The 26,763-nt window shown below is 64.6% G+C and carries 25 protein-coding genes and 1 riboswitch; of the genes, 11 read left to right on the plus strand and 14 right to left on the minus strand.

Translation table 11 applies throughout. The features are described from left to right. Window position 1 precedes the first annotated feature (1 nt). The 6 genes from imuA to R5C80_RS04775 form a co-directional block, all read right to left on the minus strand. The gene (gene imuA / locus R5C80_RS04750) at window positions 2-622 is read right to left on the minus strand and encodes a translesion DNA synthesis-associated protein ImuA (protein ID WP_038706221.1); all 621 of its coding nucleotides are present in this window, start codon (window positions 620-622) and stop codon (window positions 2-4) included. Next, window positions 622-1,239, minus strand: coding sequence for a transcriptional repressor LexA (lexA, locus tag R5C80_RS04755; RefSeq protein ID WP_177182959.1), 618 nt, complete (start codon window positions 1,237-1,239; stop codon window positions 622-624). The genes imuA and lexA overlap by 1 nt, the downstream gene beginning before the upstream one ends. A gap of 61 nt (window positions 1,240-1,300) precedes the next feature. Beyond that, complete coding sequence (locus tag R5C80_RS04760; protein WP_319049870.1) at window positions 1,301-2,899, minus strand: hypothetical protein; 1,599 nt, start codon at window positions 2,897-2,899, stop codon at window positions 1,301-1,303. A 3-nt stretch (window positions 2,900-2,902) separates the two neighbouring features. Then, window positions 2,903-3,664, minus strand: a complete 762-nt coding sequence (locus R5C80_RS04765; protein WP_023630672.1) for a hypothetical protein — start codon at window positions 3,662-3,664, stop codon at window positions 2,903-2,905. 164 nt (window positions 3,665-3,828) lie between these two features. Further along, complete coding sequence (locus tag R5C80_RS04770) at window positions 3,829-4,356, minus strand: thioesterase family protein (protein ID WP_052062209.1); 528 nt, start codon at window positions 4,354-4,356, stop codon at window positions 3,829-3,831. Between the two features lie 268 nt (window positions 4,357-4,624). Continuing rightward, on the minus strand, window positions 4,625-5,035 hold the full coding sequence (locus R5C80_RS04775; protein ID WP_319049871.1) for a thioesterase family protein: 411 nt from the start codon (window positions 5,033-5,035) through the stop codon (window positions 4,625-4,627). A 197-nt stretch (window positions 5,036-5,232) separates the two neighbouring features. Here R5C80_RS04775 and R5C80_RS04780 point away from each other — a divergent pair, with 197 nt between their 5' ends. Continuing rightward, a complete protein-coding gene (locus R5C80_RS04780; protein WP_038706223.1) occupies window positions 5,233-5,898 on the plus strand; it encodes an HAD family hydrolase in 666 nt (221 codons plus the stop codon). A gap of 455 nt (window positions 5,899-6,353) precedes the next feature. Continuing rightward, window positions 6,354-7,082, plus strand: coding sequence for a thioredoxin family protein (locus R5C80_RS04785; protein ID WP_319049872.1), 729 nt, complete (start codon window positions 6,354-6,356; stop codon window positions 7,080-7,082). A 12-nt stretch (window positions 7,083-7,094) separates the two neighbouring features. Here the strand turns inward: R5C80_RS04785 and R5C80_RS04790 are convergent, their stop codons facing one another. After that, window positions 7,095-7,976, minus strand: coding sequence for a LysR substrate-binding domain-containing protein (locus R5C80_RS04790; RefSeq protein WP_023631572.1), 882 nt, complete (start codon window positions 7,974-7,976; stop codon window positions 7,095-7,097). A 158-nt stretch (window positions 7,977-8,134) separates the two neighbouring features. Here R5C80_RS04790 and R5C80_RS04795 point away from each other — a divergent pair, with 158 nt between their 5' ends. After that, window positions 8,135-8,797: an ankyrin repeat domain-containing protein gene (locus tag R5C80_RS04795; RefSeq protein ID WP_023631571.1), complete on the plus strand. Its 663-nt coding sequence runs from the start codon at window positions 8,135-8,137 to the stop codon at window positions 8,795-8,797. A gap of 8 nt (window positions 8,798-8,805) precedes the next feature. Here the strand turns inward: R5C80_RS04795 and pobA are convergent, their stop codons facing one another. Next, window positions 8,806-9,993: a 4-hydroxybenzoate 3-monooxygenase gene (gene pobA / locus R5C80_RS04800; RefSeq protein ID WP_110605753.1), complete on the minus strand. Its 1,188-nt coding sequence runs from the start codon at window positions 9,991-9,993 to the stop codon at window positions 8,806-8,808. Between the two features lie 171 nt (window positions 9,994-10,164). On the opposite strand from pobA, the gene R5C80_RS04805 reads away from it, so the two are divergent. The 3 genes from R5C80_RS04805 (at window position 10,165) to R5C80_RS04815 (ending at window position 12,442) form a co-directional block, all read left to right on the plus strand. Further along, entirely contained in the window at window positions 10,165-11,037 is an 873-nt protein-coding gene (locus R5C80_RS04805; RefSeq protein WP_110605754.1) for a helix-turn-helix domain-containing protein, read from the plus strand. A gap of 83 nt (window positions 11,038-11,120) precedes the next feature. Then, window positions 11,121-11,522 carry a MerR family transcriptional regulator gene (locus R5C80_RS04810; RefSeq protein ID WP_023631568.1) on the plus strand — a complete coding sequence of 134 codons (402 nt, stop codon included), beginning with the start codon at window positions 11,121-11,123 and terminating at the stop codon, window positions 11,520-11,522. A gap of 20 nt (window positions 11,523-11,542) precedes the next feature. Next, entirely contained in the window at window positions 11,543-12,442 is a 900-nt protein-coding gene (locus R5C80_RS04815; protein WP_094012571.1) for a hydroxymethylglutaryl-CoA lyase, read from the plus strand. 538 nt (window positions 12,443-12,980) lie between these two features. Here R5C80_RS04815 and R5C80_RS04820 read toward each other — a convergent pair. Beyond that, on the minus strand, window positions 12,981-13,511 hold the full coding sequence (locus tag R5C80_RS04820) for an MgtC/SapB family protein (protein ID WP_038706226.1): 531 nt from the start codon (window positions 13,509-13,511) through the stop codon (window positions 12,981-12,983). A gap of 32 nt (window positions 13,512-13,543) precedes the next feature. After that, window positions 13,544-16,420: an HD domain-containing phosphohydrolase gene (locus R5C80_RS04825; protein ID WP_319049873.1), complete on the minus strand. Its 2,877-nt coding sequence runs from the start codon at window positions 16,418-16,420 to the stop codon at window positions 13,544-13,546. Window positions 16,421-16,732: 312 nt separating this feature from the next. On the opposite strand from R5C80_RS04825, the gene R5C80_RS04830 reads away from it, so the two are divergent. Next, the gene (locus R5C80_RS04830) at window positions 16,733-16,909 is read left to right on the plus strand and encodes a hypothetical protein (protein WP_313049895.1); all 177 of its coding nucleotides are present in this window, start codon (window positions 16,733-16,735) and stop codon (window positions 16,907-16,909) included. A 78-nt stretch (window positions 16,910-16,987) separates the two neighbouring features. After that, a complete protein-coding gene (locus R5C80_RS04835; RefSeq protein WP_319049874.1) occupies window positions 16,988-18,346 on the plus strand; it encodes an 8-oxoguanine deaminase in 1,359 nt (452 codons plus the stop codon). 5 nt (window positions 18,347-18,351) lie between these two features. On the opposite strand, the gene R5C80_RS04840 is transcribed toward R5C80_RS04835, so the two are convergent. Genes R5C80_RS04840 through R5C80_RS04850 form a run of 3 tightly spaced genes read right to left on the minus strand, consistent with a single transcriptional unit; the run spans window position 18,352 to window position 21,962 of the window. Next, entirely contained in the window at window positions 18,352-19,275 is a 924-nt protein-coding gene (locus R5C80_RS04840; protein WP_319049875.1) for an ABC transporter substrate-binding protein, read from the minus strand. Next, the gene (locus R5C80_RS04845) at window positions 19,268-20,065 is read right to left on the minus strand and encodes a (2Fe-2S) ferredoxin domain-containing protein (protein ID WP_413470262.1); all 798 of its coding nucleotides are present in this window, start codon (window positions 20,063-20,065) and stop codon (window positions 19,268-19,270) included. Before R5C80_RS04845 ends, R5C80_RS04840 begins: the two co-directional genes overlap by 8 nt. Continuing rightward, window positions 20,007-21,962 (minus strand): TonB-dependent receptor, encoded by a 1,956-nt coding sequence (locus tag R5C80_RS04850; RefSeq protein ID WP_319049876.1) that lies wholly within the window; start codon window positions 21,960-21,962, stop codon window positions 20,007-20,009. The genes R5C80_RS04845 and R5C80_RS04850 overlap by 59 nt, the downstream gene beginning before the upstream one ends. 89 nt (window positions 21,963-22,051) lie before the next feature. Beyond that, a riboswitch (cobalamin riboswitch) is annotated at window positions 22,052-22,256 on the minus strand. Window positions 22,257-22,392: 136 nt separating this feature from the next. Between R5C80_RS04850 and R5C80_RS04855 the strand changes: the two genes are divergently transcribed. The 3 genes from R5C80_RS04855 to R5C80_RS04865 all read left to right on the plus strand — a co-directional run bounded on the left by R5C80_RS04855 (window position 22,393) and on the right by R5C80_RS04865 (window position 26,476). Continuing rightward, on the plus strand, window positions 22,393-22,782 hold the full coding sequence (locus R5C80_RS04855; protein ID WP_038706229.1) for a DUF2946 family protein: 390 nt from the start codon (window positions 22,393-22,395) through the stop codon (window positions 22,780-22,782). 71 nt (window positions 22,783-22,853) lie between these two features. Beyond that, on the plus strand, window positions 22,854-25,007 hold the full coding sequence (locus tag R5C80_RS04860) for a TonB-dependent receptor (protein ID WP_319049877.1): 2,154 nt from the start codon (window positions 22,854-22,856) through the stop codon (window positions 25,005-25,007). Between the two features lie 5 nt (window positions 25,008-25,012). Further along, the gene (locus R5C80_RS04865) at window positions 25,013-26,476 is read left to right on the plus strand and encodes a PepSY domain-containing protein (protein WP_319049883.1); all 1,464 of its coding nucleotides are present in this window, start codon (window positions 25,013-25,015) and stop codon (window positions 26,474-26,476) included. 53 nt (window positions 26,477-26,529) lie between these two features. Here R5C80_RS04865 and ykgO read toward each other — a convergent pair whose 3' ends face one another. Then, window positions 26,530-26,676, minus strand: a complete 147-nt coding sequence (ykgO, locus tag R5C80_RS04870) for a type B 50S ribosomal protein L36 (protein ID WP_023632134.1) — start codon at window positions 26,674-26,676, stop codon at window positions 26,530-26,532. Window positions 26,677-26,763 lie beyond the last annotated feature (87 nt).

The raw sequence follows: 26,763 nt of genomic DNA on the forward strand, positions 1-26,763 counted from the left end.
ATCACCCCTGCCCTGGGCAGGCGATGGGTGCGGCAGGCGGCAGGCCACCCCGGCACTTGAGCACGCGCCACTGTGCCGGGCGCAGGTCGAGGGCGATGCGCAGGGCGGCGGGCGAAGGGTTCAGCGCGGCCTGTCGCGGGCGGCAGGCGAACGCCAGCGCGTTGCCGGTTTCCGCGGCCACTTGCAAACGCCGCAGCGCCCGATCATCGGCACGCTCCGGCCAGCACAACACCGCGGCGCAACTGCCCGAGCGCAGGCACTGCTCGGCCGCCCACAGGGCATCGCCGGCCTCGGCGTCGACCTGCACCAGCCAGCGCAGGTCGACTCCGGCAGCCTGCCAGGCCGGTGCATAAGGGATGAACGGCGGCGCCACCAGCACCACCCGCTGCCCTTCCCCACTCAGCCGGGCAAGCGTGGGCCAGAGCAACTGCAACTCACCGCAGCCGGGGCTGGCCAGCAGCAGCTCGCTGAGCGACGCCGCCGGCCAACCGCCTTCCGGCAGCCGACCATCGAGGGTGGCATGCCCGGTGGGCTGCAGGCCCTGCGGGCGCGCCCGGGCCTGCCGCCCGCGCCATACCTGGCGCTGGTCGAGCAGCCGGTCGAGTTCGACCACCGCGCCCATCAGTCACGCCTCAGCAAGCCGCAGAACACGCCTTCAATGAAGAACTCGCGCTCGGGGCTCACATCGATGGGGGCATAGGCCGGGTTGCGCGGCAGCAGGCGATAACCGCCGCGGATGCGCTGCAGGCGTTTGATGGTCACCTCGCCGTCGAGCCGGGCGACCACGATCTGCCCGTCGCGGGCCTCGCCCTGCTGGCGAATGCCGACCAGGTCACCGTCGAAGATGCCGTCGTCGACCATCGAGTCGCCGCGCACCTTGAGCAGGTAGTCAGGGGTACGCCGGAACAGGCTGGGGTCGAGCAGCAACTGCTCGTGGATATCGAGGTCGGGCCCGATCGGCGCACCGGCGGCGACCTGGCCGAGCACCGGCACTTCGAGGATCTCGGGCCGGCGCAGCGGCTCGGCCAGGCGGATGCCCCGCGCCTGGTTGGGGGTGACGTCGATGAAGCCGCCCTGGCTCAGGGCGGTGATGTGCTTGCGCGCCACGCTGCGCGAAGCGAAACCGAAGCGCTCGGCGATGTCGGCCAGCGACGGCGGCTGGCCTTGATCGGTGATGCGCTCGCGGATGAATTCGAGGATGGCGCGGCGTTTGGGGGATAAATTGTCCATGGAGCACATTTGTACTCCTTTCTGCGAAAACTGAACAGACCCCTTCGTCGCCGGCCTTCCGCGCCCAGGCTCAGTAGCGAATGGACAAAGCGATCGCCTCGTTTGGCGTCTGGTGTTTCTCCAGTAGCGCGAGTACGTCCTTCTTCAGTTGCGCCTGCTTGTCGATCAGCGGCAGGTCGCGGAACTTGTAGTCCAGGTCGGCATAGCTCTCCGAGACACCGGCATTGAGGTGGTTCTTGCCGAAGGTGTGCACGATGTGCTTGGACTTCCAGATGTCGTACTGGCTGAACACCTGTTCCGCGGGCAAGTGCTTGGCGACCGCGAACGGCAGCCGGGTCAGCAGGCAGTAGTTCATCTTGTACTTGTGGAACTGGTAGTGCTCCAGGGAGTGGACGAACGATACGTACCAGATATAGGTGGCGATCACTTCGATGTTGAAGGCCTTGTCATTGGCCTGGCACGGCAGGTTGACATAGCGGCACAGCTCGGCGACCCAGTTGTTGATGTAGGGCTCGGAGCCGTCGCGCAGCAGGTCGTCGTAACTGGCCGTGACGAACTTCAGCACCGCCGCGTAGTAGTCGCGGTACTGGGCGTTGAGTGCGTGCTGGCCATTGAGGTACTGGTCGAATGGGATGGCGAACTTGATCTCGAATTTCTGGGTCAGCGCCTGGTCTTCGGTGTCGCGCTTGTTGTACATGTTCAGGGCGTTTTCATAGCCAACCTTGTAGAAGGTCTGCGCCGAGTAGTAGCCGATGCAGCTGTAGAGGAACTTGTCGGCGATACCGGTGGTTTCGCGCAGCGACAGCGGCGATTCCTTGAACTGGTGGTTGAGCATCAGGATATAGGCGGTGTGCGGGTCCATCAGCTTGTGGAAGTTGCAATCCTTGGGCACCAGGTTGAACAGGAACGCCGCGCCCATTTCGGCGAAGAACAGGTGGTGGTGCAGGTGCGCGCCGAGGATGAAGAACACCATGGTGTTCGACATGAAGTAGACCTTGGCCAGGTCCCAGTGCGGCTCGCCCGGGCCGACGCTGAAGCCGTCGCGCAGGGTGATGCGCATGCTGTCGGTGGCGAAGTCCTGGGCGATGGAAATGCTGGCCACGTCGAACACCGAGCTGGACAGGCGGATCTCGCGGGTGAAATCACGCATGTCGAAGGTCGATACGCCATCGACCGTCTGCAGGTAATGGGTGATCTGCGACGACATCAGGAAGACTTTCAGGTCCTCGTCGGAAATCGCCGTCGGTTGCGGGAACTGGCCCAGCGGTACTTTGTAGTAGTCGCGGTTGGCCTTGATGATCGACTGGATGTAGTTATGGTAGACCTTGTCTTTTCTCCAGCGATAGACCAGTTCGGCGGGCAGTTTCTTGGGGATGTAGCCCATGTGGTAGTCAGTGCCCGGGATCGCCGTGCTCTCCATCGAGATGGAGTCGCGGTTGTAGTGGCGGTAGCCGAAGTAGCGCGGCAGCAGCCATTTCAACTGCACCCACTTCCAGGCCAGGAAACTGGCGCTGAGACTGATCGCGTACAGCGACAGCAGCAGTGGTACGAATTTTACGTAATACAGGCCGATGTACACATGCTTCAAGGGCTCGGCCCGGGTCTTGCTCATCAACAGGATCACCGGGCTGGCGGTGATGAAAAACGCCAGCAGGATAACTTCCAGCATGCTTCAAACTCCTTGTTCGATCGCTTTGTTCTTCTTGCGGCTTGCGCCGTAGCTGTACAGGCAGGCGCCTGTGAAAATCACGTTGACGACGCTCCAGATGAGCGCGGCGTCGGGGCTGTACCAAGTCGTCAGATCGAAGGCCGGCAGGTTCATCAGCGGGGCGTCGCCGGCGATAGTGCGCACGAACAGGTAGAAGCCGAAGGTGTAGGCGCGGGCCTGGAAGTACAGGTCGGAGCGGCGCAGGAGCAAGGCGTAGGCCACCGGCGCCAGCAACAGCGGCAGTGCGTAGCCGAAGGTGGTGATCCGCGCCGAGTACAGGAAACACAGGTTCCAGGTGGTGTACAGGTAGGGCCAGTAGGCCGGGACGCGCACCACGAAATCACTGTGGCGGCCTGAGATCTCCCAGTGTTGGCGCGAGTACGGCAGGCACAGGATCAGGCCCACGGCGGCGACGATGTTGAGGACGTTGCCGGTTTGCCAGTCGATCACTGAGGCTTCGATGATGTTGAGCACGATCACCAGGTAGATGAGCTTGTAGATGAAACCTTCGATTTTCGGCCTGTACCTGGCGTAAGCCAGGAAGCACATGGGCAGCAGCACGCTGATGGTCTTGATGCGCATGAACAGGTTGGCGTTGGGCACCAGTAACGCCGGCAGCGACAGCACGAAGAAGGTCAGGCCCACCAGGCGGTAGCGCCTGAAAAGCTCGGCGACCAGCAGCAAGACCGCGAAAAGAACCAACATCAACAACAAGGTGTTCGGCATGAGGTGTTTCCCTACTCATTCATGGATCGACGTGGGCCAGGCGCAAATGGCGGGCACGGCAAAGCCTGCCGCGCGCGGCGCCAGGCCAGAGGCCCGGTGCCGTGGAGCAATGGACGGATTACGTGGGTGTGGTGTTTGCCAAGTGGGCCGAGACGCGACCTGGCTCAGGCCTTGCCGAGCACGTGGGCCTCAGCCTCAAGCCATTTCCTGATGGCTTCGGGCATCGGCGCGGTAGTGGGTTCGACCTTGAGCTTTTCGGCGATCACCGCGTTGGCGACCAGGCCTTTGCGACCGACCCAGGCGCCCTTGGAATAACCAGTCACCACCACTTCACCGGCACGGTTGAAGAAGGTGTACTGGAAGTAGGTCCAGCTCTCGTCGAGGCAGCAGATGCTGAACTCGGCGGTGTATTGTTCGAACATGGAAAGTTGCTTTTTATAGACGACCAAATTACCGCCGAGCATGGGTTTCCAACCCAACTTGAAGGCAGGAATAAGGATCTTCGCACGCAGGCAAAGTTCCAGCATGAACAGATCGACAATCGTCATGTAACGGCCGTTGTTCATGTGTTTATTGATGTCTATATCGTTCGGCCAGACCCGCAGCGTACGCTGCAGCGTTTCGGTCAGGGCCATCGGCGGCTTGAAGAAACCGCGCAGAATAGCCAGCAACAGACGGATGTAGAGATTCATCCAGTTATCCCTCCCTAGGATTTTTATTATCGTTCCCTGTTCGGTCACCCGTTGTTTTTTCGGGTGGCCGCAAGCGGCGCGTTGCAGGCCTGCTTGTTTAATTCCGGAGCGGGGCGAAAGCTAACAGCTTTCAACAGGAGCAACCAGTGGCAACAGCCTCAATTAAACGGAAAAACGCAACTGAATAACCGGTCACGTTTGGACTTTATATCCAATTGATGCTGAAACGTTTGTTGGTTGATGACATATCTATCCGTAGTGATGCACATCAGTCTGTGGCGCTGCTCAGTGCCCGGCGCAGTGCCTCGGGCAGATCAACCGGTTGCTTGCTATCGGGGCAGACGCATACCTGGGTCATGCTGGCGCGGAAACATGACTCGCCACTGGCTCCTACCCCTTCCACATTGAAACTGAACGATGTGCGGCCGAGCGGCCCGCTGCTGACGTGCACGCGGATCAGGTCGTCCCAGGCCATCGGCGCCAGGAACTCGATGGACAATGCCCGTGCCGGCGGCATGACACCCATGGCGAACAGCTTGCGCAGGCCTTCGCCGCCCAGCTGGTGGGAAAGAAACTCGTGGATCGCCTCGATGACGAAGTAACTGATACGCGGCGTGTAGACGATCCCGGCGGGGTCGCAATCGCCGAACAGGATCTTGCGGGTGGTGACGAAAGGCATGGGGTGGGTGCTCCGTGCAGTGGATGCCTGGCAGCCGATAGTAACCGTTCAGGGTCTATTGGGGCTGGAGCGTTTGCTCGGCAGCCCCACTGCCTGTGAGACTTGTGCCGAAAACGCGAAAGAACCGGCCAACTGCACTTTCCAATGCTGATGGCATAAGATGCTGCTGAATGGTTTCTCCCCCTTAAGGATGCCCGATGCTGACCGCCCTGCTGTTCGATCTCGATGGGACCCTCACCGATACCGACACACTGCACTTGCAAGCCTTCCGCAAGCTGCTGTACGACTACGATGGCCGCGAGCTGACTCAGGAGCAGTTCAACACCCAGGTCAGCGGACGCTCCAACGGCCTGTTGTTCGCCGAGCTGTTTCCCCAGGCCGATGCCACCCACCGCCAGGTCCTGGCCGAGCGCAAGGAGGCGTTGTTCCGCGAACTGTCGCCAACCCTGACACCAATGCCCGGCCTGCTGCATCTGCTGGCACATGCCGAGCAGCACGGCATCGGCATGTGCGTGGTGACCAACGCGCCGCGCCTGAACGCCGAGCACATGCTCGGGGCCATGGGCCTTGGCGAGCGTTTCGGCCATGTGCTGGTCGCCGATGAGCTGGCACGGCCCAAGCCCGATCCCCTGCCCTACCTCACCGGGCTGCAGTGCCTGCAGGCCCAGGCCGGGCAGGCGCTGGCCTTCGAGGACTCGCTGCCTGGCGTCAAGGCGGCTGTCGATGCCGGCATCTTTACCGTGGGCCTGGCCACTACCCAGCCGGCCGAACGACTGCTGGAAGCTGGGGCGCGGCTGGTGATCGAAGACTATGACGATCCGCGGTTGTGGGATGTGATCGCGCGGATGCAAGAGACGGCCTGATCAACTGACACCTCATGGCTCCATTGGCAGGTCGACCTGAGTTTTGCAAACGTTCGAATTGTTGCCGTTGCCGTTGCCGTTGCCGTTGCCGTTGCCGTTGCCGTTGCCGTTGCCGTTGCCGTTGCCGATCAGGAGTCTAGCGCCCTACCCAGCTAGCGACAGCTGCGTCAGCCCAGGCGCCGCCCGTAACTTCGCGACTTCAGGAGACCTGCGTTCGGCCTCCTGAAGTCGCAATTTGTGTCGCCTGAACTATCGCGCGCTTAGAAGCAAAAGCAGAGCGAGAGCGAGAGCGAGAGCGAGAGCGAGAGCGAGAGCGAGAGCAAACTGCTCGTGATCAACGGTAAATGCAAACTCCCGGTTCCGGATCAACCATTCGTCGATAACGGATACAAACTGTCGAATTACCTAAAGGCCATCCGACTACGGGGTGAACCCCCAAGCGTGGAGTCACGCCCATGAGCCATCCAGCCCCCAAACACCCCGTGGCAACCCGCAGCCAATGGCTCGCCGCCCGCCAGCAGCTCTGGCTGCACGAGAAGGCCTTCACCCATCAACGCGACGAGCTCGCCGCCGCCCGCCGCGCCCTGCCCTGGGTAGCGGTGGAGCAGGATTACCGTTTCCAGGGCCCGGGCGGCGAACTAAGCCTGGGCGAGCTGTTCGCCGGACGCAGCCAGTTGCTGGTCTATCACTTCATGTTCGCCGACGGCTGGCACGAAGGCTGCCCGGGCTGCTCGTTCCTGGCCGACCACTTCGACGGCGCCAACCTGCACCTGGCCCACCACAATGTTTCCCTGGTGGCGGTTTCGCGGGCGCCCTATGCCGAGTTCCAGGCGTTCCGCAAGCGCATGGGCTGGCACTTCCCATGGTTCTCCTCGCACGGCAGCCGCTTCAACCAGGATTTCGGCGTCACCGTCGCCACCGATGGCAGCGCCCAGTACAACTACGAACCCTACACCGGCGACGAAACAGAGCTGCCCGGGCTCAGCGCGTTCTACCGCGATAGCGACGGCAGCCTGTACCACACCTACTCCACCTATGCCCGGGGGCTGGACATCCTGGTCAATGCGTACAACTTCCTCGACCTCGCGCCCCTGGGGCGCAACGAGGACGGGACTATGGACTGGGTGCGGCATCATGATTGCTATGAAGGTGCCAGTGGCAAGCCGCACTGCTGCAAGGAGTGAGTTTCCGGCAGGTCAGATCGCCTGCACCGCCAGCAACTCCGTCAAGACCTCGGCCAGTGCCTTGACCATCACATCTGCCGTGGGACGATGCACGATGACGATCTCGTAGCTGTCCACCTCCGGCAGCCCCTGCTCGATGCCCAGCACCCGGTGCTCGAGCAGCGCTGCCCGCGGCGGCAGCAGGCTGATGCCCATGCCGTCGGCCACCGCCGCCTGGATACCGCTGAGGCTCGAGCTGGTGAAGCTGATGCGCCAGCGCCGGCCCATGCCTTCGATCGCACTGATCATGTCATCGCGGTACAGCCCGCGGGGCGGAAAGGTCACCAAGGGAATCGGGTCGAGATCGAAGGACGGCATGCGCGCGCTGTCGATCCATTGCAGGCGCTCCGGCCAGCAGGCCACGCCCTCGCGGCTGTTGCGCCGCTGCTTGAGCAATACCAGGTCGAGCTCGCCATTGTCATAGGCCTGGCTGAGATCGCGGCATAGCCCGCTGGTGACTTCCAGCTTGACCTGGGGGTGCTGCCGGCTGAACGCGGACAACGCATTGGTGGTGCGCCCGCCGACGAAATCCTCCGGAACGCCCAGGCGCACGGTTACCCCGACCATGGCCCCAGCCAACGCCTCGAGCATCTGGTCATTGAGGGCCAGCATGTGCCGCGCATAACCGAGCAGGGTCTGCCCGGCATCAGTGGGCAGCACATCGCGGTTGCCACGCACCAGCAGGCGGTGGCCGACCATGTCCTCGAGGCGGCGGACCTTCTGGCTGATGGTCGACTGCGTGGAATGCAGGCGCGCCGCGGCGGTGGTGAAACTGCCGCAGTCAGCCACCACGACGATGGCGCGCAGCAGGTCGAGGTCGAACAGGGCCCTATTTGGTTTTACGCTGGCAGACATCTTGATATTCAACTTCTGAATGACAAACCTGACTTCTACCACGGGTACCGATACCCGGCAACATGCGCAAATACACTGGGATCCATCCAGATTATTCACTTCTGCTACAAATACAGGCCGCCTAGCATGGACCCTCGTCCTATCAGGAGCCGACCACCATGCGCCTGCCGTTCACCGCCTTGCTGCTGACCCTGTTCACCAGCCTTGCCAGCCATGCCGAGATCCCTGCCATGAACACTGCGTTGCTCGATGCCGCTCGCCGCGGCGATGCCCCTGCCGTGCGCCAACTGCTCGATCGGGGCGCGCAGGCCGATAGCCGCAACGACCAGGGCCAGACCGCGTTGCTGGTGGCCACCCACGCCAATGAAGTGGAAGCCGCCAAGGTGCTGATCGAGGCCGGCGCTGACGTCAACGCCAAGGACAATATCAACGACAGCCCCTACCTGTACGCGGGCGCACGGGGGCTGGACGACATCCTGCGCCTGACCCTGGCCCATGGCGCCGACCTGAAGAGCACCAACCGCTACGGTGGTACCGCGCTGATCCCGGCCGCCGAACGCGGGCATGTGAGCACCGTGCAGTTGCTGATCGCGGCCGGTGTCGATGTGAACCACCTCAACCGCCTGCACTGGACCGCGTTGCTCGAGGCGGTGATCCTCGGCGATGGCGGCCCGCGGCATGTGGAAATCGTGCGCCAGTTGCTGGCGGCCGGGGCGGACCCGCTAATTGCCGACAAGGACGGCGTGACTGCGCTGGAGCATGCGCGCCAACGCGGTTATCGCGAGATGGTCACCTTGCTGGAAAGCCCCAAGCGCCGCTGACGCGGCAGTTATTCCACAGCTTCGAACGGCAGACCCACATAGTTCTCGGCGATATTCGCCAGCCCCGCCGCCGACCCCATGTAGTACTCGCGATCGGCCGCCTGCATCTTGCGGTCCCAGTCATCCTGGTGTTCGCCGAAGTCATGCAGCAGCTGGGTCATGAACCAACTGAAGCGCTCACCCTTCCATACCCGCCGCAACGCCATGGGCGAATACTGCGCCAGCAGGTCGGTGCGCCCCTCGCGGTAGACCTTGACCAGGATCCGGTACAGGTAGTTGACGTCCGAGGCTGCCAGGTTCAGGCCCTTGGCGCCGGTGGGCGGCACGATGTGGGCGGCGTCGCCGACCAGGAACAGGCGGCCATGCTGCATCGGCTCGACCACCAGGCTGCGCAGCGGCGCGATGCTTTTCTCCAGCGCAGGCCCGGTCACCAGTTGCTCGGCCACCGCCTGTGGCAGGCGCGCCTTGAGTTCGGTCCAGAAGCGCTCGTCGGACCAGTCCTCGACCCGCTCTTGCAGCGGCACCTGCAGGTAGTAGCGGCTGCGCGTCTGCGAGCGCTGGCTGCACAGCACGAAACCGCGTTCGTGATGGGCGTAGATCAGCTCATGGTTGACCGGCGGGGTATCGGCCAGCAGTCCCAGCCAGCCGAACGGATAGGCCCGCTCGTACACCTTCAGCACGCTGGCCGGGATGCTCTGCCTGGCCACGCCATGGAAGCCATCGCAGCCGGCGATGTAATCGCACTCGACCCGGTGCTGGCGACCGTCCTTGTCGAATGTCAGGTAAGGCCGCGGCCCCTCGATGTCATGGGGCTGGACATTGTTGGCCGCATAGATGATCGGCGCCCCACTCTGCTCGCGAGCCTGCATCAGGTCGCGGGTGACCTCGGTCTGGCCGTAGACCATCACCGTCTTGCCAGCGGTCAGTGCCTTGAGGTCAAGACGCTGGCGATGACCACCGACCAGCAACTCGACCCCTTCATGGACCAACCCTTCGCGATCCATGCGCTGGGCCACGCCGGCTTCGCGCAGCAACTCGACCGTGCCCTGTTCGAGCACGCCGGCACGGATGCGCCCCAGCACATAGTCCGGGGTCTGGCGCTCGACGATCAGCGTATCGATGCCAGCGTTGTGCAGCAGCTGGCCGAGCAGCAGGCCGGACGGGCCGGCGCCGATGATTGCAACCTGAGTCTTCATTGTTGTTGTCTCACGATGACGATGCCGGCTTTGCACTGGCAAAGGCCACGCATCTGCTGTTAGGGTTTGCACCTGTATTTTTACTGCTGAAAAATGTGCAGAACGTGAGAAATCCGTTCTGAAAACTGCACTTTCTTGAAATTCGTTCGATTAACGGACAGACCCTACCCCATGCACAGCCCCCTTCCCGGCATCCCGTTGTTCCAGCTGTATGGCGAGCACCGCGCCTGGCCGGATACCGACCTGCTGCACTGCGAGTCGATCCCGGCGCGCAGCCGTCTGCACCACTGGGAGATCAAGCCGCACCGGCACGCCGAACTGTTCCAGCTGCTCTATGTGCAGCGCGGCGAGGCACAGGTGGAGATCGAGGGCGAACGCCGGATGATTCGCGAGGCGGCGATCCAGGTGGTGCCGCCGCTGACTGTCCATGGCTTTCGCTTCAGCGCCGATATCCAGGGGCATGTGCTGACGTTCGGCACAGCCTTGCTGGTCGATCTGGAAAAGCGCCTGGGCGCGCCCCTGAGCGTGCTGGCGGCGGCGCGGTGCTACCCGCTGGGCAAGGACCGCATGCGCCTGCACGGCCTGATCGACACACTGCAGCAGGAGTACCAGGGCAGCGCCCCGGCCCGCGGCCCCATGCTGCAGGCACTGGTCACCGCGCTGATGGTGTGGATCAACCGCCAACAAGCCGCCTTGCCAGCGCGCAGCCAGGACGAACGGGACCAGCAGTTGCTCGGCCGTTACCTGCGCCTGGTCGAGGCGCATTATCGCGAGCACCTTGCCGTGGACGATTTCGCCGCGCGCCTGGGCATCACCAGCCTGCTGTTGAACCAGCTGTGCCGGGCGCTGGCCGGGCAATCGGCGTTGCAGGTGATCCACCAGCGCCTGCTGCTCGAAGCACGGCGCAATCTTGCCTACACGCGCATGAGCATCAGCCAGTTGTCCGACAGCCTGGGGTTCAGCGACCCGACCTACTTTGCACGGTTCTTCAAACGGCTCGACGGGCAGACGCCCAAGGCATACCGCAAATCCGTGAGTGTCTGAGCGGGGCTGCAAGAACAGCGCTTGCTTGACGTATACGTCAACCTGGCATTAGGTTACTCGCATTCCCTCCCCCGAGCGCAAGCATGAGCAGCCAGACCTACAGCATCTCCGACCTGTCCCGCGAACTGGACATCACCACCCGCGCCATCCGCTTCTATGAGGAGCAGGGTCTGCTCAGCCCTGAACGACGCGGCCTGGAACGCATCTACTCGGCCCGCGACAAGGTCACGCTCAAACTGATCCTGCGCGGCAAGCGCATCGGTTTCTCGCTGGCCGAATGCCGTGAACTGATCGAACTCTACGACCCCTCCGGCGGCAACCAGAAACAGCTCACCAGCATGCTGGCGAAGATCGCCGAACGCCGCGCCCAGCTCGAACAGCAGATGCTCGACATCCAGCAGATGCACCTGGAGCTGGACACCGCCCAGGAGCGTTGCGAGCAGGCCCTGGCCGCCACCCTGAACCCGCCGCACACCCACCGTTGATCCGCCACAGGAAGCCCGCCATGTCATTGCCCAAGAATGTCCGCCTGGTCGAAGTCGGCCCGCGCGACGGCCTGCAGAACGAAGCCCAGCCCATCAGCGTCGCCGACAAGGTGCGCCTGGTGGATGACCTCACCGACGCCGGGCTCGCCTACATAGAAGTGGGCAGCTTCGTTTCGCCCAAATGGGTCCCGCAAATGGCCGGCTCCGGCGAAGTGTTCGCCGGTATCCGTCAGCGCGAGGGCGTCACCTATGCGGCGCTGGCGCCCAACCTGCGCGGTTTCGAGGATGCCCTGGCCGCCGGGGTGAAGGAAGTGGCGGTGTTCGCGGCGGCGTCCGAAGCGTTCTCCCAGCGCAACATCAATTGCTCGATCAGTGACAGCCTCAAGCGTTTCGAGCCAATCATGGAGTCTGCCCGCAGCCAGGGTGTGCGGGTGCGCGGCTATGTCTCCTGCGTGCTCGGCTGCCCCTACGAGGGACGCATCAGCGCCGAGCAGGTGGCACCGGTGGCCAAGGCCCTGCATGACATGGGCTGCTATGAAGTGTCGCTGGGCGACACCATCGGCACCGGCACCGCCGGTGACACCCGCCGCCTGTTCGAGGTGGTCTCGGCCCAAGTGCCCCGCGCGCAGCTGGCCGGGCACTTCCACGACACCTACGGCCAGGCGCTGGCCAACGTCTATGCCAGCCTGCTCGAGGGCATCAGCGTGTTCGACAGCTCGGTGGCCGGCCTGGGCGGCTGCCCCTACGCCAAGGGTGCCACCGGTAACGTCGCCAGCGAAGATGTGGTGTACCTGCTGCAAGGGCTGGGCATCGAAACCGGCATTGACCTGAACCGGCTGATCGCCGCAGGCCTGCGTATCAGCGAAGTGCTCGGGCGCGCCACCGGTTCGCGGGTGGCGAAGGCCCGCGGCGTTCGCTGAGTCACACGCTTGTCACACAGGTGTGGGTGGAGTGTTACCGCCTACACGCTGCGCAGAAGAAAATCGGGTAACAGGGAAACAATTCGACAGATTTTCACGTGCCAATCTACTCTGCAAAATCAACAAGTCATTGATTTTAAAGGGCTTTCAAAAGTTGGCACGCCACCTGCTATATCTTTAGGCATAACAAGAACAAAAAACGCGATACCCAATAAAAACAACAGTAAACGGCTCTGACATAACAAGAACAACACGGCAGAGGCGTAGCAAGCAGATTTTTTTGGAGTCGACGTGCATTCCAGGGGTTCCGGCCCCGCAACCTGGCAAGAACAATAAAACTACCTCCGAGGTAGCGGCAGTCAAGGTTGGATCACGTTGGATGAACGCAGGTCAGCGCTCAAAAAAATACGTTTGCTCTTGGCCCCGGTTGGGGGCCCCGCAGTGCAGAGACGACAGCCGACAAAAACAACAACAGGCCAGTCTCCAATAATAAGAAAAGAGCAGGCAACAACGCTTATGAGGGGAGCTTCGGCTCCCCTCAGTGCTTCCTGCCCTCCTCCTCCTCGCGCTTGTCCTCATGCTCGCCTTCGACCTTTTCCACCAGCAACGGCATGCTCGCCAGCACCAGCAGCGCCAGCACCGTGCTGACCAGCGCCGTGGCCTCGCGCCCCATGCCGGCGGCCGTGCCGATGGCGGCGGTCATCCATAACCCGGCCGCGGTGGTCAGGCCCTTGACGTGACTGGTGTCGCGGCCATTGCCCTTGAGAATCGTGCCCGCGCCGAGAAAGCCGATCCCGGCGACGATGCCCTGGATCACCCGGCTCAACGCTTGCTCGTCCGCCCCGGCCATGCTCGGTGCGAGGACGAACAAGGCCGCGCCCATGGACACCAGCATGTGCGTGCGCACCCCGGCCGACTTGCCCTTGCTCTCGCGCTCGAAACCCAGCACCGCCCCCAGCAAAGCCGCCATCAGAAGGCGGATGAGGATCCGCGAGACCTCGCGCGCGTCGGCGACATCGGCGAATTCGGTCTGCAACGCCGCCAAAAAGGCTTGCCAGAATGCTTCCATCGGGTGCCTCCAGAGATCCCGCCGAACAGGTCTCAAGAAGTGTAGGTGGATTGCTCTGGCGTGAAACCCTGCAACTGCTCCATCCAGTACGCTACGTCCAGTTCATCGATCTGCTCGGGGCGCAGGAAGCGCTCGGCATATTGCCGGTATACCCCGCTACTCAGGAACAAGCGCAGCAACTGCCCGTCGACATGCTTGTCCCGCGCCATGAACACCAGGATCTTCACCGACTCGGACAGGGTCTTCGGCGCCTTGTAGGGCCGGTCCGCCGCGGTCAGCGCCTCGAAGATGTCGGCGATCGCCATCACCCGCTCGGGGATGCTCAGCGCCTCCTGGCCAAGCCTGCGCGGGTAGCCGCTGCCGTCCATCTTCTCGTGATGGTTGCCGGCGATAGACGGCACGCGCCTGAGCTGGCGCGGGAACGGCAGCGCGCTGAGCATGATGATGGTCTGCACGATGTGCTCGTTGATCTTGAAGCGCTCTTCGTCGTTGAGCGTGCCGCGGCGGATCGACAGGTTGTACAGCTCGCCGTGGTTGCTGGCATGGGCCGGCAGGCGCATGTCGAAACCCCAGTGGTTGCGCGGGTCGTCCTTGGCCACCGGCGGCGTACGATCGCCCCAGGGCACCCGGTGCTCATCGCGGTCGGCAAGCAGGGGCTCGTCCACCGGCAAGGTTGCCGCCGAGATGTCGGTGAACCGCTCCGCCTCATCGCGGGAGATGCCCAGGCGGTTGTCGAAGTGCCGCCGCCAGCGGCGCTGGCCGATAGTGCGCAGGCGCTCGATATCGGCCTCCTGCATGAACTCGCCACCGATGTTGGCGTTGGCGACGAAGGTGAACTCCTCCTGCAAGGTTGCCCGGCATGCCTCCAGCGTGCGCCGCAGCGCCGGCTCGTCATCGCCGTTGGCCACGCCTTGCCAGTAGGCGACCTCGGCATCGCGCCAGAGCACCTCGAAGCGCATGCGCACCTCGTGGATGCGGTTGTACAAGGTCTCGAGCTTGGTCGCCTTGTCCACCACGTATTCGGGGCTGGTGATCTTGCCGCAGTCGTGCAGCCAGGCGGCCACGCGGAATTCGTAACGCTCGGCCTCGCTCATGCTGAAGTCGGCATAGGGGCCGCTGTCAGCCTGCACGGCCTGGTCCAGGAGCATCTGCGCCAGCTGCGGCACCCTTTCGCAATGGCCGCCGGTATAGGGGCTCTTGGCGTCGATGGCGTCGGCCAGCAACTTGATCATGGCGTCCAGCAGGCGCTGCTGGGCCTCGACCAGCTGGCGGGTCTCGATGGCCACGGCGGCTGCACCGGACAGTTCCTCGACGAAGCGCTGGAACGGTTGGCCCACGGCCGCGTTCGCATCGGCGAGTTGCAGCACCAGGATGCCGAGCAGCGCCTGGCCGCGGTCATTGAGCACCACCGCCAGGCTGCGCCCTTGCCATGCGAGGGCCTGGGTCACCGCGCTGGCCAGGTCTTGCCGCTCGCTTTCAGGCACCGCCAGTTCCTCAGGGTAGTCATGGCCGCGACTGGCGGCGGCCAGGCGCAACCGGGTGTTGTCGTCGTACAGATACACCGCACCGGCGCTGACGCCCGCTGCCGCCACCAGGTGATTGAGCACGCCGTCGAGCATGCCTTCGAGTTGGGTCTCGCGGCTGAGCGTGAGGGTGATCGCCTGGAAGTTGCGGATGGTGCCGGACATGCGGCTCAGCACCCGACTCAACTCACGTACTTCGGAAACCCGCGAGACAACGCCCACCTCACGGCTGAAATCGAAACTGGCCAGGCCCTGCACCTGCTCGGTCAGCCGGCGCAACGGACGGCCGATGCGCCGGCCAAGCAACCCGCCGAGCAACAGCAACACGGCGGCCAGTGCCACCGCCCAGAGCAATTGCTCGAGCAGCACCTTGCGCGCGCCGGCCAGCAGTTCGTGGGCCGGCACGGCGATCAGCACCTGCAGGTGCTGTCCGGCCATGGAGGTAAGCGGCACGCGCATGCCATACCAGGTCTGCCCCTCGACCTGGTATGGCTGCGGGCTCGCGCCCTGGGGCATGTCGGCGTAGATATGCGCAAGGCTGCCGATGCCCAGCTCGCCAATGCGCGACAGGCGCACGCTCTCACCCTCGCGCACGACCACCCGTTGCAGGTCCGGATAGGCCACCACGTTGCCCTGGTCGTCGACCACGGCGATCTCGGTACCTGCGGTAATGCGCAGGTCGCGGCTCTCGCTGGCCAGGTCGCTGACCGAGACATCCATGCCGATCACTGCCGTGCCCTGGGCACTGCGCTGGGCCATGGTCAGGCCGATCTCGCGGGTGGTGAAGAACACGTAGGGGCGAGTGAGCACGGTTTCAGGCTGCGCGCTCGCTTCGATGAACCAGGGACGTTGGCGTGGATCGTATTGATAGTCGGACTTGCTCTGGCGCTGCAACAGGGTCAGTTCCGCGTCATAGAAGCGCCACTCCCCCTGCATCGTGCCATCCTCGCCTTGGGTGACGGTCTGGACCAGGAACGCCGTGTCTGCCGGAGCAGCGAAGCGCTGCAATAATTGCGGGTCGCGCAAACGGCGGACCAGCAGGAATTCACCGTTGGGATAACCGACGTAGGCAGCGCTGAGCATGCGGTTGGCACGCAGACTCTCGGCCAGTTGCGGCAATTGCTCGAGACGCTCGGCCAACGTATCCGACGCCGGGCTGAAGGCCAGCAGACGAATGCTGCTCTGCACCGGGTCAACCAGGCGTCGGGCGCGCTCGTCGATGGTCCGGCCCACCTGCTGGGCGGCATCGCCGGCGGCGGCCACCAGGGCCTGGCGCACGCCCAGGTAGGCTTGCCAGGCCAGGGCCGCGCCCAGCGCCAGCATGCCCAGCATGATCGCCAATGCCACCAGCCATTGCAGGGAAATGCTCCGGCCACGGTTGTTCATGGCCGTCTACCTCGAGCGGACGCCCGTCCAGCCTGCCCTCTCAACACGCAGCCCATCCCAGGTACTCCCCGTGTGGCGATTTCCACAGTGTAATCAGCCCATGCGAACGTGCCGGCCCGAGATATCCGCTGGCAGCGAGACAACCCGATAGTGGCACGACGCCATATAAAACTGCATGCACTTTTTCGAAGCGATTGCAGGCCCCGGTTTGCCGAGACAATCCATCGTATACAAAACAAGCGAATTCTGTTTACACTGCCTCGCGCCTACGACAACGGTCATCGCCGTTGCGTATTGCGACAGGCTCAAGCCATGCGACATCCACTGCCGCCCGCCTTCACCGGGCATCCTTCGCGAATGCCACTTGCCGCATTCGCCCTGTCACCGTCTGCCCACCTGCCCAATGCGCCCGCCATGGCGCAGCCTTGGCACGTGCGCGGTGAACCGTTCGCCCCTGTCATCGACGCCCGGCCACGCCGCGGCGCCTGACGGCCCTGGTGCGCCCGGCCCATGCACCAGGCGCCTCTCTACAATCAGAAAACACATCCCAAACGGGAGGGGACACACATGCCCAAGACCCTACTAGTCAAGAACGCCGAACTGCTGGTGACCATGGACGGCCAACGCCGTGAAATCAAACGCGGCGGCCTGTACATCGAAGACAACGTGATCCGCCAGGTCGGCCCCAGCGAAACGCTGCCGCAAAACGCCGACGTGATCCTCGACATGACCGGCAAGGTGGTCATCCCCGGCCTGGTCAACACCCACCACCACATGTACCAGAGCCTTACCCGCGTGGTGCCGGCGGCCCAGGACGGCGAACTGTTCAACTGGCTGACCAACCTCTATCCGATCTGGGCGCGGCTGACCCCGGAGATGATCGCGGTCTCGACCCAGACGGCCATGGCCGAGCTGATCCTCTCGGGCTGCACCACCTCCAGCGACCACCTGTACATCTACCCCAATGGCTGCAAGCTCGACGACAGCATCCACGCCGCCGAGGAAATCGGCATGCGCTTCCACGCCGCCCGCGGCAGCATGAGCGTCGGCCGCAGCCAGGGCGGCCTGCCGCCGGACTCGGTGGTGGAAAAGGAAAGCGACATCCTCAAGGAATCCCAGCGCCTGATCGAGGACTACCACGACGCCAGCCATGGCTCGATGCGGCGCGTGGTGGTGGCGCCCTGCTCGCCGTTCTCGGTGAGCCGCGATCTGATGCGCGAAGCAGCGGTCCTGGCACGCGAGTACGGCGTGTCGCTGCACACCCACCTGGCCGAGAACGTCAACGACATCGCCTACAGCCGCGAGAAGTTCGGCATGACTCCGGCCGAATACGCCGAGGACCTGGGCTGGGTCGGCCACGATGTGTGGCATGCCCACTGCGTGCAACTCGACCAGCACGGCATCGAGCTGTTCGCCCGCACCGGCACCGGGGTCGCCCACTGCCCGTGCTCGAACATGCGCCTGGCCTCGGGCATCGCGCCGATCCGCAAGATGCGCGACCACGGCGTGCCGGTGGGGCTGGGGGTCGATGGTTCGGCATCCAACGACGGCGCCAGCATGATCGGCGAGGTACGCCAGGCCTTGCTGCTGCAACGGGTCGGCTTCGGCCCGGATGCGATGACCGCCCGCGAAGCACTGGAAATCGCCACCCTGGGTGGTGCCAAGGTGCTCAACCGTGACGATATCGGTGCCCTGGCAACGGGTATGGTCGCCGACTTCGTCGCCTTCGACCTTGGCCATGTGGCCTATGCCGGCGCCCTCCACGACCCGCTGGCGGCGCTGGTGTTCTGCACCCCGACCCACGTCGACACCAGTGTGATCAACGGACGTGTGGTGGTTCAGGACGGGCGCATCACTACCGTCGACCTGCCAAAAGTGCTGGAGCGTCATAACCAGTTGGCGCGTCAGTTGGTCATCGGCGAGTAGGCCGGCTATGGAACAGCCATCCCCCTGAGCTGCCGCGCCAGTTCCAGGGCCACGCGCCCACTGGCCGGCGTGGGCATCAGCTGGGTGAACGGGATATCGATCATGCGATTCTCGCGCACCGCCCGCAGGCTCGAAAGCACCGGGTCGCGGGTCAGCAGCTGACGCTTGCGGCTGGCCGGCGACCACAGGGCGTCGGCCAGCAGGATCACGTCGGGGTCGCTGCTCAGCAATGCCTCACGGTTGATCGTCACGCGGTACTGGTCGATCCCGGCAAGCACATTGCGCGCCCCGGCGGCGGCCAGCAGCGGCGTGACGAACCCCCGCCCGCCCTCGCTGTCCAGCCCCCGCACCTCGCTGTCGAGGTAGAACACCGACAGTGGCTTGCCGCTGGGTGCGATCGCCCTGGCCTGCGCCAGGTCGGTCTCCATCGCCCCGATCAATGCCTGCGCCCTCGCCTGCCTGCCCAGCAGCTCGCCGAGCACAGTCAGGTCACGCCGGACATGGCCGTAGTAGTCCAGCGAGTGGCCGTTACAGGCCGACTCGAGCAGGTAGGTGGCAATCCCGTTGCCGGCCAATCTGCTGCGCGAGGTGATCCCATCGCCAAAGGCCGTGGCGAATCCGCCGACCACCAGATCCGGCCTTTGCGCGTACAACACTTCGCTGGCCGGATACTCCCGGGCGATCACCGGCACACCCTGGTAGCGGCCCTGCTTGTAGGCGGCGCCGTTGTCGTCCAGGTAGGCCACCCCGACCATCGACGGCCCCGCGCCGAGGGCGAGCAGCAGGTCGGCCGCGTGCTGGTTGAGGGCGACGATACGCGCAGGCGCCGCAGCGGGCCGTTGCCAGTCCTGCCCGCAGTTGCGATAGCTGTCGGCCAGGGCCGGTGTGCCACAGCACAAGGCCATCGACAGCAGCCAGGCTTTACGCATCGCACGTCCCTCCCTTGATCAACAGTGCTTTGGCGACCCTTCCGCCCTCTAGATGCGTTTCCACCAATTCCTCCACCTCCCGATCATCACGTACCCGATACCAGCAGCCGTCCGGGTGCACCGTCAACACGGGCCCCAGGTTGCAGGGAAACTGGCAACCGGTGCGGGTCAGCAGCACGCCGCCCGGGGTCTCGATCAGGTCACGCTCCAGCAGCAGCCGGCGCAGGCGTTTCCACAGCGGCAAGGCACCGCGCCGCACGCAGCGAGGGCCGGTGCAGAGGAACACCTGGCGGGCATGTTCGGGCACCCGCGACCAGTCCGGGTCGCTGGCCACCGCGTTGACCTGGTCGCACGCCAGGTGACGGGCAGGTTCACCGATGCTGGCACAGGCCACTCGCGCATCCAGGCCGCGCCGCCCCAGGGCCTGGGCCGTGACCCAGACGCCGGCCCGAGCTTGCGCCAGGCGCCCCAGCTCATCGCGCAGCCAGTCCAGGTAGGCGCTGTCCGAGGTGGGTTCCAGGTCCACCACCAGCAGGCGTCCCACGCCCTGGTCGAGGGCCTCGCGGATCACCGCCCAGAGCCCGTCGAAACCCTCCAGGGTGTCGACGATATCCCGGCCCGCCTCGTGGCCACGCAGGTCGCGAATCTCGGCGCCGAAAGCTTCGGCCGCCGAGCCGCCACCCAGGCCGGGGCCGACGAACAACACGCGCTGGTAGTCCATGCTCACGCCCTCAGAAGGTGTAGGTGTAGCGCAGTTCGCTGGTGAACGGCCGCCCGAGGTTGTCGACATTGCTCGCCCGACTGGTGACATAGTCGCGGTCGAACAGGTTCTCCACCAGCAGGCTCAGCCGGTGCTGGCGGGCGCCGTCCAGGTAGCGGTAGGCATCGGCGTCGACCACCGAATAATGGCCGTAGTCAACACCTTTGGAACTGACCACGTCGCAGATGTAGCGAATGGCGCCGCCGCCCCCCCACATGCGGTCCGCCGATTCGTAGCCGAGCCGCGAACGGGCGAAGAAACTCGGCACGTCGTTGATCGTTGCCCCGGTGCGCGACTCGGTGAGGTTGCGGGTCATGTCGGCCTGCAGGCTCCATTGATCGTCAAGCTGGATACGCGCATCGGCCTCGAAGCCACGCATCTGTACCTGCCCTTGGCCGTTGACCCACTGGCTGCCGTCCAGGGTGATCAAGTCGGTGATCTTGCGTCGGAACACGGTGACGCTGGCGCTGAATTCACGCTCCAGCAGCAGGCCGTGGTAGTCCAGGCCAAGCTCGGCATTGCGGCTCTTCTCGGGCTTGAGGTCGCGGTTGCCGATCTCGTCGCCAGGCTCGTTGACGAACAACTGCTCGGCATTGGGCAGCTTGTAGGCGCTGCCATACTGGCCGCGCAGTTGCCAGTTGTCGTTCAGGTCGTACAGCGAGGTGAGCATGCCGACGGTGGCGCTGTCGCCGCCGCTCATGGCCTCGTGGCGCAGGCCGAGGCTCGGGTGCCAGTTGGGCAAGGCCTCGATCCTGGGACGCAGTTGGGCGTACAACGCATTGGCCTGGGCCTTGTTGTCGTCGATCACCAGCACGTCGTCCTGGCCCTTGAACCACTGGTTGTCGGAACCGAACACCAGGACGTGGCCGCCGTCGAGTTCGGCCTTGCCCTCGGCCTGCACGCCCCAATCGGTGAAGCCCCAGTAGTCGTTGTGGTTGACCACGTCGCGGGATCCGTCGGCGCGGTTGTTGATGCGGGTGTAGCGGGTGTCCCAGTCGTTGACGTGGCCCTTGACGAAGTAGCTCAGGCGCTCGCTGATGCGCTGTTCGAAGGTAGCCGTGGCGATCTGCTGCACGCGGTCATTGGTGGTCTTGTAATTGTTCACCGGTCGGGCGAAATCGAGGTTGGCGTCTGTGTACTGGTAGAACAGCTCCAGCCGCGCATCGTCGCCGAAGGCCTGGATCGCCTTGCCGCCGAAGGTGGTCACCTCGTAGCCGCGCTTCTTGTCGCTGACGTTGCCGCTGTAGTCGCGGTTGCGAAACGGCTGGTAACCGTCGGAGACGTTGTGGCTGACATAGGCCAGCAGGCCCAGGTCGCCGAAGCCATTGCTGAAGATCCGCTCGACGCGGGCGTCCTTGCTGCTGCCGGCGAAGCTGTCCAGGCCCAGGTTGACCTCACCTGAAGCCTGACGACGTTGCGGGCTGCGGGTGACGATGTTGATTACCCCCGCCACGGCCTGGGTACCGAACAACAGGCTCTGGCCGCCCTTGAGCACCTCGATGCGCTCCACCGCGTTGGCCGGCAGTGTGTCCAGGTACAGGCCGCCGTACAGGCGGTTGTTCAGGCGTACACCGTCGAGCAGGATCAGGGTGTCGTCGTTGCGCCCGCCGAGCAGCGAGTAGGTGCCGTAGTCGAACGGGCCGTTCTTCGGCGCGACGTAGAAGCCGGGGATGAACATCTGCATCACCCGGGTGATGTCGGCGCCGGGGCCGGCGCGCTCGATCTGCTCGCGGCTGACGATCTCGACCTTGCTGCCGTACTGAGCCATGGCGGCGACCGTGGTCGACTCCACCGACGGCGCGGCGACGATCTGCTGGTCGAGGATCAGGGGGGTGTTTTCGGCCAGTGCCAGGGGGCTGGCCAGGCAGCCCAGGAACAAGGTCCGGGCCTTGGGGAAACGACGTCGGGAGTGAATCACAGCAATCATGCTCTTCTCGAAAGTGACTTTCGCAGAAGCACGCAGGAGCACGGATCGCGCACACGCCAATACCGGCCCATGCCCGCCCACCGCAGGAGTTTGCCTACTACATTCCAGGCCGGTCTCCGGGCTCGCAAGACAAGATGCCTTCACCTTCCCATGACACGCGGGCCACAGTGGTCTGTCGAAGGCATCACTTGCATACCGTTGCGGGGGCAGCACCGGACTGGCGCGAAGCGCGTACCGGTTTCCCGTTTCACCCCATGCGCGGCGGCATGGGACACCTGAAATCGGTCGGCATCAGAACACCTGGCGCCGAGAGGCGTCAAGCGAGGCGGGTGAATCGTTTCGAATGTTTTTTATCGGCCGTTCACTCTAGGCAGATGTGTCAAAAGTTGTAGAATCCGCACGCCTAACCTATTCCCTTCGAGCTTTGCCGATGAAGCTGGCCCGCCACACACGATCGCAAGTCGCCTGGGTGCTGTATTTCAGCATCCTGTTCGGCTCGTTGCTGTGCGCCATGGGCCATGGGCAGATGGCCGGGCTGCGCCTGGCCGGCCTGGACGACGCCGCCTGGTGCGCGGCCGACAGCAGCGGCGTGTTCAAGGGCGACCAGGACATCACCGACCCGGTGCTGCCCGCCGGCGGCGACTGCGTGATCGCCAGCCTGTTCAGCGCCATCCTGCTGGCGGTGTTCTTCGGCTTGCTGGCCCTGCTCGCCGGAGAGTCGAGCAAACCCTTACCCAGACAACCCGCGCCACGGCTGCCCAAGCAGCGCTGGCCACTGGTCAACCCCCGCGCCTCCCCCGCTTCGCTTCTCGCGTTCTGACATCGCCACGCCCTCGAACTGCCTGATCGGCAGCGGGCGTGCGCTCATTGATTTCAGCCAGGAAGCCTTGCATGTTCCGCATGACCACTCTGGCGCTGCTCGTTGGCAGCGCAACCTGCGCCTGGGCGCAGGACGACACCCTCACACTGCCCGCCAGCAACGTCACGGCCACCGCCGAGCAACCCAAGGAGGCGACCAGCCTCGACCTCGACCGGCCCATCGAAAGCGGCTCACGCCTGAACCTCAGCGCCCGCGAGAACCCCGCCTCGATCAGCGTCGCCGACCGCAAGACCATGCAGCGCATCGGCGCGCGCAACTTCCAGGACGCCGCCAACGCGCTGCCCGGGGTCAACGCCTCGGCACCGCCCGGCTGGGGTGGCTACGTGTCGTATCGCGGCTTCAACGGCGCCCAGGTCAGCCAGCTGTTCAACGGCATCAACCTGCAGTATGGCGCCGCCGGGCGCCCGGTCGGGGCATGGATCTACGACCGTGTCGAACTGCTCGGCGGGCCGTCGTCGTTCCTCAACGGCAGCGGCGCCGTCGGCGGCAGCCTGAACATGATCACCAAACTGGCCAACCGCGACGAGGACACCTTCGAGGGCCGCGTCAGCTATGGGCGCTACGACACGATGGAAACCTCGGTCGGCTTCAACAAGGCGCTCAACAGCGGTGACGGCCCGCGCCACTACGCGCGGCTCGACTACAGCCGCACCAGCACCAATGGCTATATCGACCGCCAGGAGAACGGGGCCGGCAACCTGGCCTTCTCGCTGCTCAGCGACATCAACGACCAGCTGTCGCACACCCTGGCCATCGAGTACCTGGAAGAAAAAGAGGACAGTCCGTACTGGGGCACGCCGGTTCTGCAGCCGGCGGTCGGCACCTTGCACATCGACAAGCACAATCGCTTCAACAACTACAACGTCGAGGACGGCCGCTACGAGCAGCGCACCCGCTGGCTGCGCTCGATCACCGACTACCGCATCGACGACAGCAACCAGTTGCGCAACACCTTCTACCACTACAACGGCCAGCGCGATTACCGCAACCTCGAGGTGTACCGCTACAACCCCGGCAACACCGCCATCGCCCGCTCCGGCGGCTACCGCCAGCGCCACGACCAGGAGGTCAACGGCAACCGCGTCGAGCTGACCCACCAGGGCCAGCTGTTCGGCCTGGCCAGCGACTGGGCGTTCGGCGTGGACTACAACCGCAACCAGCAGACCGCCTACCCGTTGTCCAAGGGTGCGTTCGACAGCATCGACCCCAACGGTTTCCAGCCAGACCACTTCCTCGACATTCCTGGCATGGACGCGCCACGCGCCAAGGGCCGCAGCACCAATACCGACACCACTGCGGGCTTCGTCGAGAACCGTACCCGCCTGACCGACCAGCTGTCGCTGGTCACCGCGCTGCGCTATGACCATATCGACTTCGACGTGGTCGACCACGTGACCCGGGCCAAGCTGAATCGGCGCTGGGATGCCTTTACCGGGCGCCTGGGGCTGGTCTACGACCTGACCTCCAATATCAGCCTGTATACCCAGTACAGCACCTCGGCCGAACCGCCAGGCGGCTCGCTCACCGGCGCGTCGATCAGCCAGGTCGGCGACTTCGACCTGAGCACCGGCAGGCAGGTGGAAGTGGGCAGCAAGTTCGACTTCCTTGACGGGCGCGGCTCGGCCACCGCGGCGGCCTACCGCATCGTGCGCAAGAACATCTCGGTGCCCTCCTCGACCGTGCCCAACACCACCGAGCAGGCCGGCCAGCAGACCTCCACCGGCATCGAGCTGGCGGCGTCGTTCAAGGTCACGCCCAAGCTGCTGGCAGCGGGCAACTTCAGCTGGGTCAACGCCGAATACGACGAGTTCAACGAGACCATCGGCGGCGTGGTGTACTCGCGCAAGGGCAAGACCCCGGTGAACATCCCGGACCGGGTGGCCAACCTCTGGCTGACCTACGACCTGGCGCCGGGCTGGCAGGTCGGCGCCGACGCCCGCTATGTGTCGTCGGTATACGCCAACACCGCCAACACCCAGTGGGTGCCTTCGTACACCGTCTACGGGCTGTCGATGACCCACGACCTGGACCAGCACGTGCAACTCAGCGCCCGCCTGCGCAACCTCACCGACGAGGTCTACGCCCGCTTCATCCACCAGACCAACACCCAGTACTACCTGGGTGAGCCGCGCAGCCTGGAAGTCGCTGTGCAGTGGCGCTACTGATGGGCCTGAAACGCCAGCTGTACCTGTGGCATCGCTGGCTGGGCATCGTCGCCTGCCTGTTCATGGCGCTGTGGTTCGTCTCCGGGGTGGTCATGCTGTATGTCGGCTACCCCAAGCTGACCACGGCCGAGCGCCTGGCCCACCTGCCGGCCTTGCCGGCCTTGCCGGCGGGATGCTGCGCCGAGTTGCCGGCGCAATGGGCTGAGCAGCCGGTGAAGGCGCTGCGCCTGACCAGCCTGGGCGGGCAACCGTACTATTTGCTGGAGCTGGCGGACGGTCGCCGCGTCACCCTCGATGCCGCCAACGGCGAGCCCCTGGCCATCGCCGACGCGGCCTGGGCCCTGGCCAATGCCCGGCAGTACGCCGGCAGCGCGGCATTGGCTTACCAGGGCACACTGGACGAGGACATGTGGACCCACTCCCGGGCCCTGGACAGCGATCGCCCCTTGCACCGGGTGCAAGTGGACGATGCGGCCGGCACCTGGCTGTACCTGTCCGGGCGCACCGGCGAGGTGGTGCGCGATGCGAGCGGCCGTGAGCGCGCCTGGAACTGGGTCGGCGCCTGGTTGCACTGGCTCTATCCGTTGCGCGGCGGCCTGGGCTTCGACAATGGCTGGCGCACCCTGGTGATCGGCCTGTCACTGCTCGGCACGCTGATGGCGCTCATGGGCATCGCGGTGGGCATCCTGCGCCTGCGGCTGCGCAAGCCTTACCGTAGCGGATCGTGCAGCCCGTACCCCGGCGGCTGGTTGCGCTGGCACCACATCGGCGGGCTGCTGTTCGGTGGGGTGCTGGTGCTGTGGGTGTTCAGCGGGTTGATGTCGATGCGCCCCTGGGGCGTGACCGACAGCCGCTCGCAGATCGCCTTGCAGCAAGCGCCGCTGCGCGCCGCCGACCTGCAGTTGCCGATTGCCACGGCCCTGGCCCGCTTGCGCGACGAAACAGGGTTCGATGCAGTGGAGCTGCAGTGGCAACGCCTGGCCGGCGTCACCTATGCAGTGGCCCGCAGCGCCGACGGCGACAGCCGCATCCTTGAAGCGCACGCCGCGCCGGCGCGTACCTTCAGCCGGGAAAGGCTGCTGGCGGCCGCGCAAGCGATGGCTCCCGGGGTGACGGTGGAGGATGACTGGCAAAGCGCCTACGACTTCCACTACTTCGCCCGCGAGCCACAGAGCATGTACGGATCCCAGTCGCGCCCACTGCCCGTGCTGCGCGTGCGCTTCGCCGACGCGGCGGGCACATGGGCCTACCTGGACCCTGCCAGCGGCACGCTGGTGGCCAGCCACGACCGGGCGCAACGTGCCGGGCGCTGGTTGTTCAACCTGTTGCACAGTTGGGATTGGCAACCACTGCTGGCGCGGCCGCTGTTGCGCGAAGGGTTGATCATCGGCCTGAGTAGCGGCGGCCTGGTGATAGCCCTCAGTGGTGTGGTACTGGGCTGGCGACGCCTGCGCAGGACTCTTCGGTAGCGTCATTGGGGCTGCTGTGCAGCCCCTTTCGCCTGACTGACAGCCATTGACGGCTACCCGCGCTTTTTCTTCACCCCGCCCTGCCTGGCCTTGAACCGCGGATTGGACTTGCAGATCACATAGATCCGACCACGGCGCTTGACCACCTGGCAGTCACGATGACGGCGCTTGGCCTGCTTGAGTGAGGACAGGACTTGCATGAGAACCTCCAGATACGTAATAACATAACGTTAACGCAAATCATTCTCATCACACAACCGCCCTCTCAGATCTTTTTCTGGCGATGA

The organism is Pseudomonas sp. On1, assembly GCF_033783325.1.